This is a genomic window from Halomonas sp. McD50-4, from assembly GCF_022348135.1.
In the GTDB taxonomy this organism is placed as follows: Bacteria; Pseudomonadota; Gammaproteobacteria; order Pseudomonadales; family Halomonadaceae; genus Vreelandella; species Vreelandella piezotolerans.
Window position 1 is genome coordinate 1 of record NZ_JAKRFG010000023.1, and the last position, 15084, is coordinate 15084.

Annotated in this window: 20 protein-coding genes; 3 read left to right on the forward strand and 17 right to left on the reverse strand. The window is 52.5% G+C overall.

Annotated elements, in window-relative coordinates; translation table 11 throughout:
• Positions 1 to 404: 404 nt before the first annotated feature.
• The 7 genes from MHM85_RS17835 to MHM85_RS17865 form a co-directional block, all read right to left on the reverse strand.
• Positions 405 to 815, reverse strand: a complete 411-nt coding sequence (locus MHM85_RS17835; RefSeq protein WP_231125686.1) for a cytochrome c — start codon at positions 813 to 815, stop codon at positions 405 to 407.
• Positions 816 to 867: 52 nt separating this feature from the next.
• Positions 868 to 1734 (reverse strand): YCF48-related protein, encoded by an 867-nt coding sequence (locus MHM85_RS17840; protein ID WP_008958473.1) that lies wholly within the window; start codon positions 1732 to 1734, stop codon positions 868 to 870.
• Between the two features lie 23 nt (positions 1735 to 1757).
• The gene (locus tag MHM85_RS17845) at positions 1758 to 2501 is read right to left on the reverse strand and encodes a cytochrome c biogenesis protein CcdA (RefSeq protein ID WP_044630813.1); all 744 of its coding nucleotides are present in this window, start codon (positions 2499 to 2501) and stop codon (positions 1758 to 1760) included.
• Positions 2502 to 2517: 16 nt separating this feature from the next.
• Complete coding sequence (locus tag MHM85_RS17850) at positions 2518 to 2901, reverse strand: hypothetical protein (protein ID WP_044630814.1); 384 nt, start codon at positions 2899 to 2901, stop codon at positions 2518 to 2520.
• Between the two features lie 12 nt (positions 2902 to 2913).
• Positions 2914 to 3462 (reverse strand): TlpA disulfide reductase family protein, encoded by a 549-nt coding sequence (locus MHM85_RS17855; protein ID WP_239286559.1) that lies wholly within the window; start codon positions 3460 to 3462, stop codon positions 2914 to 2916.
• Positions 3463 to 3476: 14 nt separating this feature from the next.
• Positions 3477 to 3917: a DUF411 domain-containing protein gene (locus MHM85_RS17860; protein WP_082051507.1), complete on the reverse strand. Its 441-nt coding sequence runs from the start codon at positions 3915 to 3917 to the stop codon at positions 3477 to 3479.
• Positions 3918 to 4017: 100 nt separating this feature from the next.
• The gene (locus MHM85_RS17865; protein ID WP_062363006.1) at positions 4018 to 4254 is read right to left on the reverse strand and encodes a hypothetical protein; all 237 of its coding nucleotides are present in this window, start codon (positions 4252 to 4254) and stop codon (positions 4018 to 4020) included.
• Positions 4255 to 4500: 246 nt separating this feature from the next.
• On the opposite strand from MHM85_RS17865, the gene MHM85_RS17870 reads away from it, so the two are divergent.
• Positions 4501 to 4926, forward strand: coding sequence for a MerR family transcriptional regulator (locus MHM85_RS17870; protein ID WP_153844197.1), 426 nt, complete (start codon positions 4501 to 4503; stop codon positions 4924 to 4926).
• Between the two features lie 65 nt (positions 4927 to 4991).
• Here the strand turns inward: MHM85_RS17870 and MHM85_RS17875 are convergent, their stop codons facing one another.
• The 10 genes from MHM85_RS17875 to MHM85_RS17915 form a co-directional block, all read right to left on the reverse strand.
• Positions 4992 to 5657: a sulfite exporter TauE/SafE family protein gene (locus tag MHM85_RS17875; protein WP_239286560.1), complete on the reverse strand. Its 666-nt coding sequence runs from the start codon at positions 5655 to 5657 to the stop codon at positions 4992 to 4994.
• Positions 5658 to 6200, reverse strand: a complete 543-nt coding sequence (locus MHM85_RS17880) for a protein-disulfide reductase DsbD N-terminal domain-containing protein (RefSeq protein ID WP_009288241.1) — start codon at positions 6198 to 6200, stop codon at positions 5658 to 5660.
• Positions 6197 to 7009, reverse strand: coding sequence for a prolipoprotein diacylglyceryl transferase (gene lgt / locus MHM85_RS17885; RefSeq protein ID WP_172514842.1), 813 nt, complete (start codon positions 7007 to 7009; stop codon positions 6197 to 6199). The genes MHM85_RS17880 and lgt overlap by 4 nt, the downstream gene beginning before the upstream one ends.
• A gap of 68 nt (positions 7010 to 7077) precedes the next feature.
• Positions 7078 to 7605 (reverse strand): DsbE family thiol:disulfide interchange protein, encoded by a 528-nt coding sequence (locus MHM85_RS17890; protein ID WP_053856991.1) that lies wholly within the window; start codon positions 7603 to 7605, stop codon positions 7078 to 7080.
• A 90-nt stretch (positions 7606 to 7695) separates the two neighbouring features.
• Positions 7696 to 8373 carry a TVP38/TMEM64 family protein gene (locus MHM85_RS17895; protein ID WP_053856992.1) on the reverse strand — a complete coding sequence of 226 codons (678 nt, stop codon included), beginning with the start codon at positions 8371 to 8373 and terminating at the stop codon, positions 7696 to 7698.
• A 61-nt stretch (positions 8374 to 8434) separates the two neighbouring features.
• Positions 8435 to 9265, reverse strand: a complete 831-nt coding sequence (gene dsbG, locus MHM85_RS17900; protein WP_022522190.1) for a thiol:disulfide interchange protein DsbG — start codon at positions 9263 to 9265, stop codon at positions 8435 to 8437.
• Positions 9266 to 9330: 65 nt separating this feature from the next.
• Entirely contained in the window at positions 9331 to 9456 is a 126-nt protein-coding gene (locus MHM85_RS18455) for a hypothetical protein (protein WP_258955997.1), read from the reverse strand.
• Positions 9457 to 9489: 33 nt separating this feature from the next.
• Complete coding sequence (locus MHM85_RS17905) at positions 9490 to 11964, reverse strand: heavy metal translocating P-type ATPase (RefSeq protein ID WP_239286561.1); 2475 nt, start codon at positions 11962 to 11964, stop codon at positions 9490 to 9492.
• Positions 11965 to 12043: 79 nt separating this feature from the next.
• A complete protein-coding gene (locus MHM85_RS17910) occupies positions 12044 to 12451 on the reverse strand; it encodes a heavy metal-responsive transcriptional regulator (RefSeq protein ID WP_239286562.1) in 408 nt (135 codons plus the stop codon).
• A 71-nt stretch (positions 12452 to 12522) separates the two neighbouring features.
• Positions 12523 to 13158, reverse strand: coding sequence for a peroxiredoxin (locus MHM85_RS17915; RefSeq protein ID WP_008958491.1), 636 nt, complete (start codon positions 13156 to 13158; stop codon positions 12523 to 12525).
• 247 nt (positions 13159 to 13405) lie between these two features.
• Between MHM85_RS17915 and MHM85_RS17920 the strand changes: the two genes are divergently transcribed.
• Together MHM85_RS17920 and MHM85_RS17925 are read left to right on the forward strand one after the other, a co-directional pair.
• Positions 13406 to 14128 (forward strand): cytochrome c biogenesis protein CcdA, encoded by a 723-nt coding sequence (locus MHM85_RS17920; RefSeq protein WP_022522193.1) that lies wholly within the window; start codon positions 13406 to 13408, stop codon positions 14126 to 14128.
• 589 nt (positions 14129 to 14717) lie between these two features.
• Complete coding sequence (locus tag MHM85_RS17925) at positions 14718 to 14879, forward strand: four-helix bundle copper-binding protein (RefSeq protein ID WP_231125689.1); 162 nt, start codon at positions 14718 to 14720, stop codon at positions 14877 to 14879.
• The last annotated feature ends 205 nt before the right edge of the window (positions 14880 to 15084 follow it).

Below are 15084 nucleotides of genomic sequence, written 5' to 3' on the forward strand. Positions count from 1 at the left end.
TGTCGTGGTCGCTTGTTTATGCAGCTTGATGTCCATGAACTTGCTCCCGGATGAATTGCTGAAGAAGCTCCCTCGCTGCTAGCAGAGGATAACTTCTATAGGCGATTTGATCATCCGGGACCCTACAGTTAGGTAATAAGTTTATTTTATATGAAATTTGTTAACTTCCATGTCTCAACATAAACATTTGAGATTCGCTAAAGTGTATATTTATTCGCTGACAATGCGAAGTTGGTTTTCTAAGTAAGGGCTAGCATTCGCCGGGAGCAGGTTTGTCGGAGTTAAAAGGACCAAGAGGTTGTTTTCTACTTAATAACACAAGTGGGCGGTTGAGACGGTAGCTAACAGTGTGGTGACCCATAAGGTGACTAAGAAAATTTGTTATAGGGCATAGACACTATTATTTACTCTGGGGGTATTCCAGTTTGTATTGGAAAGGGGTTCTCAATACTTTCGTCTGCTTGGTGACGCCTTTGCTCTTGTGTCCATAATGTCTTGAGATAATTCACCACATCTCGTATCTCGCTGGGAGCCAAAACTTCCTGATACGCTGGCATCGTTAGCCTATCGGTTTTATTCCAGGGGTCGCGCCAACCCTCGGCAATAATTCGGTAGAGCATGGCATCAGAGTGTTTCCAGGTATGGCCCTCTGGCCCATGTGGTGGAGCAGGTAACTCGCCTAGAGCATTTTGCTCTTCCCAGTTGGGCATGCCTTCACCTTGTGTACCGTGGCAACTAGCACAGTATTGTCGGTAAACTCTTTTTCCGTCTTCCAGCTGAGGAGTATCGCTTGAAAAAGGACGGTCCTCAGCCATGGCGTGCCCCACAACCATTAGCGTCAGCCATGAGGCAGTGAAAAAACAGTGCTTACGCATCGGGATAAGTCCAGGATTGGCCTTCGTCTTCACTGTGTAGAAGTTCCCCTTTCTGGTTTAAACCATAGAGAGTGTCTTTGGCGGAGAGTGTGAGTGCAACGAGCTCTGTGCCGTCACCAGCTACTTGTTGCCACTCTTGACCACCCGTTTCACTACGCCATAGTCCTTGCTGTGTAACCACATAGACTCGCTTTGGGTTGCCAAGGCTATAAGCCACATCATAGACGCTGCCAGCATCAAGTGCTCCGGTCGGTCTCCAACCGCAAAAGCAGTCCATCGATAGACGCACCGCATCGTCCGATACCCCGTAGAGCCAGCCGGTCTGCATGCTGCCTTCCATGTCAGAGTGGACGAGTCGGTTAATCTTTTGTGAAGGACCACTGTCCATTTTTTTCCAGGTGGTGCCAGCATCCTCGCTTTGGTAGATGCCGTCTTCTTCAATTACCGCATAAAGTGTTTCGTTCTGACGGCGATGTACAGCTAGCGCAGTAACCTCTCGGCTAGGTAGGTTAGCGCTAAGCTCTTGCCAGGTTTCTCCATTGTCGGTGCTACGCTGCACCCCGATTGAGGGGCCTGCGATATAGAGCGCTTGCGGATCAGTGGAGGGGACCGATACCGCGCGCAACTGGCCTTCATTCACGTCTTCGGGCAAGGGAATCGCATTCCAGGTCATGCCTTCATCGGCACGCTGGAATAGTTGGTTAGCCTCAATTTTAAACAGTCGTTTGCCTGTTACGTCATATTGCAGTGCAAGCAACCCTTCTTCAGTTGCCAAGGCCGTAATGGCGCTGCCAAAGCTGACTGCGGCCAAGCCTGTCAGTAAGAAGACACGTAAAAAACGACTCACGATCATGTGCATTTCAATATTTCCTTAAATAACGATTAGCCGATAACACCTAGGGCAGGGAAAGTACGCAATAACCAATATGACAGCTCGGATAGTTTGCCTGTGATCATTAAGCTACCCATCAGGATCATGATCAACCCAGCCGCTATATGTATGAAATGCCCCCAGCGACGCAGGAATTTCTGGTGCTTTATGAAGCGATCAAGTGAAAGGGCACTCAGCATGAAGGGCACACCCAGACCCAAAGAATAAACGCCGAGCAACGCCATGCCGCTCCAGGCGTTGGCCGTGGAAGCGCTGACGGTAAGAATGGCACCCAGAATCGGGCCAATGCAGGGGGTCCAGCCAAATGCAAACGCTAAACCAAGCAGATAAGCCGCACTGCGGCTTCCGCCGACGTCCTTCAGTCGACCCATAAACCGCCATTCTTGATGAAACCAGCGCCATGGCATGAGCCCGGTCATGAAGGCACCAAACAGTATAACGATAAGGCCACCGACTAGGTTTGCTTCTTGGCGATACACCAATAGCAGACGACCAATGGCGGTGGAGCTGGCTCCCAGCAACAAAAAAACGGTTGAAAAACCGAGCACGAACCATATCGACTGGGTTAACACCCGGAGTCGCTCTCGTCTATCCGCCTTCTGTAATTGTCCGAGCGAGCGGCCGGTCATGAAAGAAAGATAGCCAGGCACAAGTGGCAAAACACAGGGTGAAATGAACGAGATCAGGCCTGCCAGAAAGGCAGTGACCAGTCCTATATTGGCTACTTCAAGCATTACCCTTTACCCATGGCTAGGCTTGGAAATTTGATGAGGAATGCTTGATTGACTCGTTTTGATCTACTATTTGGCGAGTGGTGGACGCTGTGCCAGCATTCACTTCTGAAGCGTCTTCTACCCGAGCCTGAACATTGTTAGCGTCGCTTTGCTCGGTCGCTTCACCTTTTTTGTCTTTGCACTTCATCATGCATAGGCCTAATCCGCACATAATGAGACATGGCAATAGGCTCAATAGTATAGGCGCGATGCCCAGCAAAACCAGGTTATCCCAGCCAAAAGCAAGGCCGCCAGCCACTGCCACGCCACCCAGCAACATCAGGCCGCGTGGCCCTGTCAACAGGCCTTGTAGCCCCGATTTTTGTTTGTTCTGTTGGGTTTTGTCGTCACAACAACTCATGGTGCTACCTCATTATCTGGTTGCAATCATTTCGGCAAGAAAGTCGATCATGTCTTGAGTGTTCCACTCGGCTTCCCCCACGAGGCGCCCAATTTCTTTGCCTTGGCGGTCAAGTAGCAGCGTCGTGGGAATACCTACGGCCCCAAGATCTGCACTGGCCATCCCGGTTTTATCTATATAGGGAGCCAGATGTTCAATGCCTATCTCTTGATAAAATTCATTAACAATCTCGACCCCCTTACGGTCGATCGATAAGGCGACCACTTCAAAGTCATCGCTGCCAAGCTCAGCTTGCAGGGCATCTAAAGTGGGCATTTCCTCTCGGCAAGGCCCACACCATGTTGACCAGATGTTGAGTAGAATCAGTTTCCCTTCAAAGTCAGCCAGTGTTAAAGGGGTACCGCCACTATCCTCGAAACTGATTTGTGCCACGTCGTTGGGGGTGGCCCAGAGAAGAAACCCTTGTGGCCCTGAGCTTTCTGACGGGGCGGCCATGGCAAGGGAGGTGGCCGTCATCAGAAATACGGCTACGAGATGTCCTGCCAGGATGGGTAGTTTCATCGCCACACTACCCCTTAGTGAGTCGCGTAAATGTCGGGGCTATCGGTCGGTTGCGAGGCTATGACATAGACCTCCAGCGGGCCGCGTTTTTCTCCCGACATGCCCGGTGAACCAAGCGGCATTCCCGGCACACTCAGCCCTATGATAGAGGGCTTTGCATCAAGCACTTGGGTCACGCTCTCAACAGGCACATGCCCTTCGAAGAGATAGTCTTCTACGACCGTGGTATGGCAGCCATGCAGTTCTTCAGGGACGTTATACTCGGCTTTCATTTCAACGAGGTCATGGGTGTCGACCGTCTCCACGTCGAAGCCGTTTTGTTCCAAATACTTGGCATATTCGGCACAACACCCGCAATTGGGATTTTTGTAGAGGGTCGCTGATATATCAGCCGCCAATCCCGATACGGGAAAAGCCAGTAAAGACGTAACGGCTAGCGCTTTCCAATGTTTCATATGTTGAGTGTCCGGTGAGATAACAGTGAGGAAGGTCTAAGCGACGCTACCCGCATAAGTGAAAAGGTTGCTTGCGTACAAGCAACCTATCCGAGCCGCTTTAAGCGTCGTCGTTCTCATGCTGCATGTTTTCCATCATGGCGTTACATTTTTCCATCATGGACTTCATATCGCCCATCATGTCGTGCATACCCCCTGCTTGCATCATATTGCTATGCATGGCGTTGCCCTCCATCGGCTTCTGTTGATTCTCTTCTTGGGCAAAAAGCGAGCTAGCTCCGAAGCTGCTGGCAGCAACAATGGCAGTAAACAGGATCGCAGTATTACGTTTACGCATGACACTCTCCTCTGTATGTGAGTCACTCTGCCAAACGCGCTGGTGGTAGGACTTGATTACGGTTTTTTATCCTGTGGCAGGAGTGCTTTTTTAAGATATCCTTAAAGCAGACTTTAAGGTCAAGGCCTCATTTTAAATTTCGTTATACAACCTAAATGTTTGTCATGAGCGCTCAGCTGAAGACTTGACCTTTGGGCAGCCTGGCGGTTGTAAGCTGGCTACGAGTAAACAAATGAGGGTAAGCCAATGCGAGTCTCCGAGCTGGCTCAGACGGGAGGGGTAACGGCAGAAACGGTACGTCACTATACAAGGGAAGGGTTGTTGCAACCGCACCGCGACCCGCGCAACGGTTATCAACTCTACGATATAGAGTCCTTGGGGCGCCTACGTTTTATCGACTGCCTGCGTTCGCTGGGCGTTAGTCTTCCAGAGATCAAACAAATATTATCTTGGGCGGATCAAGGCACCGTAGAGTTTAATGAACCAGTACCACTCGCCACTCAAAGGCGACGTCTTCACTTGCGGACCCAAGAACTCCAGGTGATAGCGCGATGGTTAGATAACATGAACCAAGACAAGATGACTGAAAGCTTCAGGCTGAAGGAACTAATCGAATCGCTTGGGACAGGTAAATTAGTTTTCGAGGCTAATGATTCGGGAAGTAATCATTAGTGATGCTGCGAAGTCATGGCACTGTGCGTATCCACCATCCCTAACATGGATTGCAGATGCCAGAGTTACCAGACGGCAAACGTAATAATCAGCAGCGCTGCTAGCGTACGAGTCGCGGGGCTACGTATCCATATTGAGACACGGCGCGCTGCCACTCCGGTCGCTAGGACGGCAGGCAAGGTGCCGAGCCCAAAGGCCCCCATCATCGCGGCGGCACGCAATGGCTCGGCTACGGCCAGACTCCAGGCCAGCATCGAATAGATTAGCCCACAAGGCATCCAGCCCCATAGCGAGCCAAGTGCGAACGCTTGGGGCACTTTTACAACAGGCATCAAGCGACGTCCTATTGGTTCGATGCGGCGCCACAGAACGCGCCCTAGTGCCTCGATACGTAGCAAGCCCTTCCACCAGTTGGCGATATACAGTGTCATTAGTATCAACATGACCGCCGCCAGGATACGCAACACCAGGGCGAAGCTGTCCAGTGCATGGTTGAGCACGGAACCGAGCAGGGCCACCAAGGCACCAGCGATCATGTAGCTGCTGATACGACCTAAATTATAGCCGAGCAACAGACCTGCTAAACGCCTCGGCTGTCGCATGCTGGGGGGCACAGCAAAGGTCAGGGCACTCATGATGCCGCCACACATGCCGATACAGTGCGCGCCTCCCAGCAAGCCGAAGACGAAGGCCGCCGCCAGCGGCGGCAGGCTCATGTCGGCGGGATTCATTTAAGGGGCACCTTTGGAGCTACCCGCCGTATCACGGGAGGGGCTGATGGTGAAGGCCGCCGGAGGCGAACCGTACGGTGATACGAGTTCGACCTGTTCGGGTGGATAGCAGAGTCCTTGGTCGGAACAGCCCTGAAAGGTCACCATGATGGCCAGCGGCCCGGTAACGGTGTCGCTCGCCTCGATGGGCGCACTCACCAACACCTGATCGTAGAAAACGTTAATGTTCCCTAAAGACGCGTGCGACATTGGCTCGCCAGGAGGCAAAGCCAACTCACCGAAATTGACATCTTGAGAGAGACTCTCAATCGCGAACTGATGCCGGTGAAGGTAGTAATTTTCGGCGGCGGTGAAGCCGATATAAACTCGATCATCGTCTCGCCAGGCGGTGGTTCGGAAGGCTTCTTTAGCCGGTAGAAAGTCACGTTGGGGCGAACGGTTAAAGGGGGAACTTTTGTCACCAACCTCAAACATCTCTTCACGTGCCGCTACCGGGGTGACTATAAAGAGTGCCACCGTTAGAAAAGCGAAGACTTGTTTCATGAGTTTAACGCCGCCTTTGGCTTATCCATTGGCTGACCTCTGGACCAAGCGACCAGAGCAAAGCCCGCGACGATCATTGGTAGTGTCAGTAGCTGCCCCATGGTTAACCAGCCAAAAGCGATGAATCCCAACTGAGGGTCGGGGAGGCGCACGAACTCTACGATGAAACGGAAGGCTCCATACAGAAGCAGGAACAGCCCAGAGATGAGGCCCCGCTGACGTGGTCGGCGCGATAGCCACCACAGCACGGCAAACAACACGACACCTTCAAGGGCAAACTCGTAGAGAGCCGAAGGATGCCGTGGCTCTGGGCCCAGCTCCATCATGGATGGAAACACCATTGCCCAAGGTACATCACTAACTCTCCCCGGTAACTCGTGATTGATGAAGTTCCCGAGGCGACCCGCTCCCAGGCCGATGGGGACTAACGGAGCAATGAAGTCGGTCAGTTGAATAAAAGCCAGTTGATGTTTGCGAGCAAACAGCCAGGCAGCCACTAACACACCGGCAAGGCCGCCATGAAAGCTCATGCCTCCTTCCCAGATTTTTAGTAACCAAAGGGGGTTTGCTTGCAGTTGTTCGAGCCCGTAAAACAGCGCATAGCCAAGACGGCCGCCAACGATGATGCCGATGGCGCCGTAGAAGATCAGGTCGCCCATATCATCGTGGCTTAGGCCGAGTCGGTGGGCTCGATGCCGACCCAACCACCAAGCAGCGACTAGCCCGATGACATACATTAAGCCATACCAGTGGATCTGAAGAGGGCCTATGGCGATGGCGATCGGATCAATTTGAGGGTATTGCAACATATACCTTCCTTAACTTAGCGTTACAGATGGAGTCATTAATAAAAAAATAATGCGTTTTCATAACCGTTTTATCGTTTCCACTTCTCGACTTCTTGGATGACTCGCTCAACATCTTCAGACGTTATGTAACCTGTATGTTTGTAACGAATAGTGCCTTCGGTATCGACCAGATAGCTTTCTGGGGCGCCATACACACCTAGCTCAAAACCTAGGTTACCCTCTGGATCAAAGATGTTGACTTCAAAAGGGTTCCCGAACTCGTCAAGAAACTCGAGCCCCTTTGCCTGGGTATCCTTGTAGTTGATGCCAACCAAGCGGACGCCTCGCGCGGCTAAATCCAATAACTGCGGCATTTCATGTTTGCAAGTCGGACACCACTCTCCCCACACATTGACTAATGTCACCTTTCCTTTAAAAAGAGATTCATCAACGAGCCTTGAGGGGTCTTCCAGCGTTGTCAGGCTGAATGGCGGAAACGGCTGAGCTAACAAGGGTGAATCTCTGGCGCTAGGATCCATTGATAAGCCCTGATAAAAGAAAAAGCTCAAACCAAAAAAGCCCAATAGGGGTAAAAATAGCAATGTCCGAAATTTCACGTGTACGTCTCACAGGTAGTAGCGGGTAAGTGCCTGCTGAGCATTGTTAATGCTTACGAAAGTTGATTTAGAGCACTCGGTTGCTATCGGTCATGGCTGTCGAGCCCATAAGCGTTTCGCCAGCAGAGGCAGCAATGTAATGCCACTGATGAGAATCAGCGCGATTGTGAGGCCACGGGAGTCGGCCGTAATCAGCACTTCGCCGAACATGACGATTAGATACGCCGTGGGGATCACGCCGGCCAGTGTGGCGATCAAAAAGCGCCAGAAAGACAGGGGGGTGATACCTGCCGCATAGCTGACGGCATCAAACGAAAGGAAGGGCACCAATCGGGATGCAAAAACGATGAGCATCAAGCCTGTCTGAGAGCGCTCCTTTCCCAGCCAGTTGAGGATGGGCCGCGTACGCGGCCAGCGTTGCATCACTTCATAGCCGAGCAAACGAGCAATGCAGAAAGCGAGCAGAGCACCGGCTTCGGCACCGATAACGACATAGATCGTCCCCCAAACTGGGCCGTAAAGCGCACCAGCCACCATCGCAATTGGGCCACTGGGAATCGGGCTCATGACAATGGCCGCCATCATCATAAAGATGATGGCCAACGGCCCCCAGACGCCCAGCCTATCAAGCCACTCACGCAAGGCCTGCTTGTCGGTCAAGACCGACAAGGCGCCGGTCTCCATCAGAATCCAATAAAGGGCCGCCAAGCCCATCAATAGAGTGAGCCCCAAAAAGAGCGTTTGCTTTACGCTAAGCTTGGTTGCCATGTGCATCTCAGTGGTCGTGATTGGGGAGACTCGCATCTCAGCCCTGTACCGTTATGGTGTATCATTCAACGCCCAATATTTCGCGAAACTGGTCGGTCGACACTGCGCCATTGATACGCTGAACTTTCCCGGCTTCATCACGGTAGTAGCTGGTTGGCGTTCCCGTAGCACCGGCCTCACGCATGATCTGGGCGTGATTTCTAAGAAGCGCTTGACTCTCCTCCGACGGCTCCACCGGCCTTATGCCGCCATTGCGAAATTCCAGTTCATGAGTTTCGAGAGCACTGGCCGGATTGTCGGATTCAAGGATTGCAGCAGCTTTGCGAAGACTGTCCTCTGATAGCACACCGACCAGCACGTGACGAAGCTGTAACACGCCTTGCTCAATGAGCGGGCGCGAATTTTTCCAGAGTGCATTGCAGTAGGGGCAGTTGGGGTCTGTTAGTGTGTACACAATATGCGAAGCATCATCATTCCCCTCCGAGATAAAACGAGTGTTTTCAAACGCACTCCAGGTAGCTTCCAGCATGGGGTCCAGCACCAGAGCCTGAAGCTGGCTTTCCATAACGGCATTGCCCTGCGGGTCGATTAACGTACCAATGACGGCGTAGTCGGAAGAGGAGGAGATATAAGCTGCCATAGGCTCATTATCATAAGACAAGGCATAGCCTTGGAGACCGTCAGGCGCTTCGAAGCTGCCATGGAAGGTGAACCCTTGATCCACCAATGCGGTAATCGATTTGGGCAAGGGAGACTCAGTATTCGTGGCACTGCTGGCCTGACGACTCTCAGTGGCATCAGTACTTGCTTCCTGCGCCAACGCAGGCAACGTTATAAGACCTAACAGACCTGCAGCAGCTAGGCAATAAGTGATAGGTAGGATATATCTCATGGATGCTCTCTTTATTAGTTTCTGATCTACCCAAGGGGGACGATTGTATTCGGTTGCCAGCTTCATCACTTCTTATTAAAAAACAGGTATTTGATGAGCGCAGCAACACCAAGCCCCAGCGCAATAATCAACAAGATCGCTATTAGGCCCATCCCTGCCATACCCCACATGCAGCTTTCACTTCCCATCATTTTGAATTCCTCGTTAACACGACATTGTTTGGTTTAGGCGCGATGAACAGCATCGTTTGGACGTGGTGTGGCATTGCCGGTATCCGATGTGAAACGGCGTAGCCGCAACGAGTTAGTCAGCACAAAAACACTGGAAATGCTCATGGCCGCCGCCGCCAGCATGGGGCTGAGCAATACGCCGATGAACGGATAGAGCACGCCCGCCGCCACGGGGATCAACGCTACGTTGTAGCCATAGGCCCAAACGAAATTGCCGATAATGGTCCGGTGGGTACGCTTGGAGAGCGCCGTGGCATTGACGATGCCTCGCAAATCGCCACTCATCAGCACCACATCGCCGGACTCGATGGCAATATCGGTGCCAGTGCCGATCGCAATGCCCACGTCGGCCTGGGCCAAAGCGGGCGCATCATTGATCCCGTCCCCCACAAAAGCGACGCGCTTGCCCTCCGCCTGGAGACGCCGGATCTCTGCCGCTTTCTGGTCGGGCAGTACCTCAGCGAGAATCTGCTGGATGCCAACCTGTCGGGCGATAGCATCGGCAGTGGCACGGTTATCGCCGGTGAGCATGGCCACTTCCAGCCCTTGCGCTTTGAGTGCTGCGATAGCGTCGGCAGAGCCCTCCTTGAGGGGATCCGCCACCGCGATGACTGCAGCAAGCTGACCGTCTACCGCGGCATAGAGCGGGCTCTTGGCGTTCTCGGCCAACACCTTGGCGCGTGTTTCTGCCTGGCCGAGGTCGATTTCCAGCCGACGCATGTAACGATCAGCCCCTACATGTACCAAGTGGCCGTCGACCTCGGCTTCAATGCCGTAGCCTGGCTCGGCACTAAAGCGACTGACAGGGGGTAATTCCAGCCCACGGGTCTTGGCGCCCTGCACAATAGCCTCAGCGATGGGGTGCTCGCTTTGAGCTTCCACCGCCGCGACCAGTCGCAGCACGTCGTTTTCATGACCGTTAATAGCTTCGAAATCAGTCAGTTCGGGGCGTCCTTGGGTCAAAGTGCCGGTCTTGTCCAGCACCACCGTATTCATCTTGGCCAGCGTCTCAAGCGCCGCCCCTTTGCGAAATAGCACCCCCATCTCGGCCCCTTTCCCGGTACTGACCATGATGGCCGTTGGGGTGGCCAGGCCCATCGCACATGGGCAGGCAATTAGCAGCACGCTAACGGTAGTGACAAAGGCAAAGGACAAGGACGGCGCCGGTCCGAAAGCGAACCAGAGTGCAAAGGTCATCGTGGCGATAGCGATGACTACGGGAACAAATACACCAGCAACCTTGTCGGCCAACTGCTGGATGGGGGGCTTCTCCGCTTGGGCCGTTTCCACCATCTTGACGATCTGCGACAAGACAGTGTCGGCACCGACTCGCGTGGCCCGAAAGGTAAGTGCACCGTTCTTGTTGATAGTGCCACCGACGACTTCGGAATCCTTCTGTTTGGCGACCGGCACGGGCTCACCGCTGATCATCGACTCATCAACGTAAGAGTGACCCTCCTCGACGATGCCATCGACTGGAACACGCTCCCCTGGGCGAACCAAAATACGATCGCCTGTGACGACGGCGTCGATAGGCAGCTCGACGGTTTCATCCTCGCGTATGACGCGGGCAGTTTTCGCCTGTAATTGCAGAAGCTTCTTGATCGCCTCGGAGGTGCGGCCCTTGGCAATGTGTTCAAAATAACGACCGAGCAGGATTAGCGTCACGATCACCGCCGCCGCTTCGAAATAGCTCACGGCGGTTCCGACGGGAAAGAGCGTGGGCACCAGCAGGGCGGCGACCGAATAAAAATAGGCAGCGCTCGATCCGATCATAACGAGGCTGTTCATGCCTGGATTAAAATGCCGGAGTTCGGCGAAGCCGGCACGATAGAAGCGTGCACCTGCATAAAACTGCACCGGTGTAGCCAATAACCACTCGACGCCCATCCAGCCGCGATGCGGCATTAGACTCGTTAACAGCGTGTCAAAAGCGGGAATCATTTTTCCCATGGCGATGATGACTACCGGAATCGTAAATATTGCCGCGAGCACGACTCGGCGGCGAAGCTCGGCTCTCTCCCAGTCCTCGCTGTCCGTTGGTGGCGGCGTATCGGTATCCTGAGGTTCATAGCCTGCCTCGCGGATGGCATGCTGAATACGCGTTAACGAAACGGCTCCCGGCAGGAAGCGAACGAAGGCCTTCTGGGTAGCAAGGTTAACACTCACTTCCACCATGCCGGGCAGCTTCGTTAGCGTTCGCTCTATCCGAGAGACACACGATCCACAACTCATGCCGGTGATGGGAATGTCGAGACTTTCCACTACCGGTTGATAGCCCGCTGTTTCAATGGCGTTGAGTAGGCTAGTGGTCGTGGTACCTGCTTCGACCTGGATAGCCGCCTTCTGGGTGGCGAGGTTCACTTGAGCGTTGATCACGCCTGGCTGCTGGCTGAGTGCACGTTCCACACGTCCAACACAGGAAGCACAGGACATACCACGAATCTCGATATCGACGTTTTGCGCCATAATGAAGATCTCCTGTTAATTTATCGACGACCCGATATGCAAGCTTGATTCCCATGTTTGCTGTCGAGAAAATGCTCGATCATTCAGCCTGCTCTGCGATAGCTTCAACAATCGGGCAGCCTTCCTGCATAGGCCCTTCGCCTGCACATTCGTCCAGTGTTTTCGATAATACGGCTTCAATTCGCGAGAGGTGTTTGATCTGCTCTCGCACCTTGTGCAGCTTCTCGCTGGCGATGCGTTTAGCTTGCGCCCGGTCGCCATTAGCATCCTGAAGCATTAACAGCTCCCGAATCTCTTGTAGCGTGAAGCCCCACTGCTTGGCATGGACGATAAACTGCAACCGATCCACAGCTTCCAGTGGGTAACGCCGATAGTTGGCATCGGTCCTCCTCGGAGGAGGCATAAGTCTCTCTTTTTCGTAGAATCGAATCGCCTGGCTAGCGACCCCGCTTCGTTCGGCAAGCTCGCCGATACTTAGTGTTTGCATAGCGTTACCTCACGACATTATTAATCCAAGCTTCTGGCAGCCTGACTCAACGAATCTACCGGTCGGGGCTCCTATTGCTCCGGTTGGCGCACGACCCTAAGGTAGGGCGTCTTGGTGTTCCAGCCTTCGGGAAAGTGTTGCCTAGCGTCATCATTCGATAGCGATGGCGAGATGATGACATCGTCACCATTTTGCCAGTCAACGGGGGTGGCCACTTTGTGCTTGTCAGTTAGCTGAAGCGAATCGAGAACCCGCAGTATCTCGTCGACATTACGTCCTGTGCTGGGTGGATACGTCAAAGTGAGACGAATTTTCTTGTCAGAATCGATGATGAAGACCGTACGCACCGTCAGTTTGGGGTCGGCTTTGGGATGGATCATTCCATAAAGCTTCGCTACCACCTGATCTTCGTCAGCCAGCAAGGGGTAGTTCAGGGCCGTGCCCTGAGTCTGTTCAATATCCCCCGCCCAGTCGTGGTGAGAGCTGAGGGGATCCACCGAAACCCCAACCAGTTTGGCACCCCGCTGGGTGAATTCGTTCTTTCGCTTGGCAAACGCGCCCAGTTCTGTGGTGCATACTGGCGTAAAATCAGCGGGGTGCGAGAACAGCACCGCCCAGCTGTCGTCAAGCCATTGGTGAAAGTTGACCGTGCCTTGCGTGGATTCGATCGTGAAGTTTGGTGCTGTCTCGCCCAGTTGTAGCGCCATGGAAATGTCCTCATGTCATTCATTGAGTAGCCACCATAACTTTGAAGTCAACTTTAAGGTCAAGCTTGATGTGTAATATTTGCAATTCGATAGGAGACAAATAATTTGTCAATAAAGGTTGACCTTAAAGCAGCTGTAAGCCTTAAAATTCTTACGGCGCTAAAATGGATATGATAGGAGGTAGCACCATGGGATTGGTATCAATACCCTTGTTGGCCGTCTCCATAACTTAAGTTGCGATAACACATTGGAATCTCTCTCTTCCATCGGCTTGGTCGGCGCCTTTATCGGCGGATTGGTCTCCTTCTTCTCGCCCTGCACGCTGCCCCTGTTACCGGCCTACCTGTCGGTGGTCACAGGCGGTAGTGCCGGTAAAGCCGACAGGCGGTTAGAGGCATTGACCCTCAGTGCCTTCTTCGTCTTCGGCTTCAGCATCGTGTTCATCCTACTCGGGCTCGGCGCCAGTAGTATCGGGCAACTGATGCGAGGGTATCGCCAAGAATTCAACTGGGTTGCCGGCTCGGCGGTGATCGTGCTGGGCCTCTTCATGACCGGCGTGTTCCGATTGCCGCTTTTCCAGCGTACCTTTCAGTTCACCCCCAATGTCCAGGGTGGCTCTCCGCTTTCGGCTACTGTGTTCGGGGTATCTTTTGCCATCGGCTGGACGCCCTGTATCGGCCCCATCCTGGGCGCCATCTTGATGGCCACGTCCAATGCTGCTAGTGCCCAGGCTGGAATGATATATCTCAGTGCCTACTCGGCTGGCCTAGCGCTACCTTTTCTTGCCAGCACTTTACTGATTAACCGATTCGCTCTGCATCGGCAAAGCCTAGGAAGGTGGAGCGCCTATGCTCGCCCCGTGGCGGGCACGGTTGTGATCCTGATGGGCATCGCCATCGTCTCGGGTACCATGACGCGGCTTTCCAGTATCATGGTCGACCTTTTTCCCTCCCTGGCGACCCTGGGGTAGCCAGGCCGTCAGAGAAGTAGATATTAATTTTCATACTGACTCCTTAGGAAGCTTATTAGGCTGAGCTAGTCTCCTAAAAGGAGATTATTTTTTATAAAGCTTAGAACTTGATTCCTCTCATTATTAATTTAGTTTTCTCACCTACTTACTTTAATTAGGGGCTTCGTGGCGAGCTAACTTCCAGGCGCAGCGAATGCTGCAGTATTTTTTGAAAAACATTTACTATAGTAGGCCTTCCTGAATCTTAACTGAATAATTAAAAATTATTGGCAAGTAGCGCACAGCTACCTTTTTAACTTTATATTTCGTGAGTAGTTACCTGATTACCTTTCCTTGATTTTTCTTTTAGGTTGTTCTAGCTTTATTATGCCAAGCAAGAGCTATGGTGAATAAAATCTGATTTAATAAATGGAGAATCGAGATGGATTTTGGAAAATATGAGAATTGCATTGAAGCTTGTCACGTATGTGCAGCGTATTGTGACAAGTGTGCAACTGAGTGCCTAAAAGAAGACGACGTAAAAATGATGGCGGAATGTATTCGCCTTAACATGCAATGTGCTCAAATTTGCCGGTTAGCCGCTTCATTCATGGCACAAGAAAGCGAGTTTGCGCACGAGATCTGCCGTCTATGTGCCGACATTTGTAAAAAGTGTGGTGATGAGTGTGCAAAACATGATGCAACCCATTGTCAAGAGTGTGCTCAATCTTGTCATCGCTGCGCTGAAGAATGTGCCGCAATGGCCAGCTAAGCTTCAAACCAGCCGGGGCAAGCGCTCCGGCTCGACGTGAACTTCTATGGAGAAATTCATTTGCTTTAACTCAGGCTTTCAAATTATTGAGGTAATTATTTTGAAATAAACTCTAGTAGAAGCAAGCCTACTGCGAGCCTCTTTTAAGGAAACACTGCATAAATACGACCGTTGCTGCCTAAGTGCCACCGGCAGGGCAAAATAC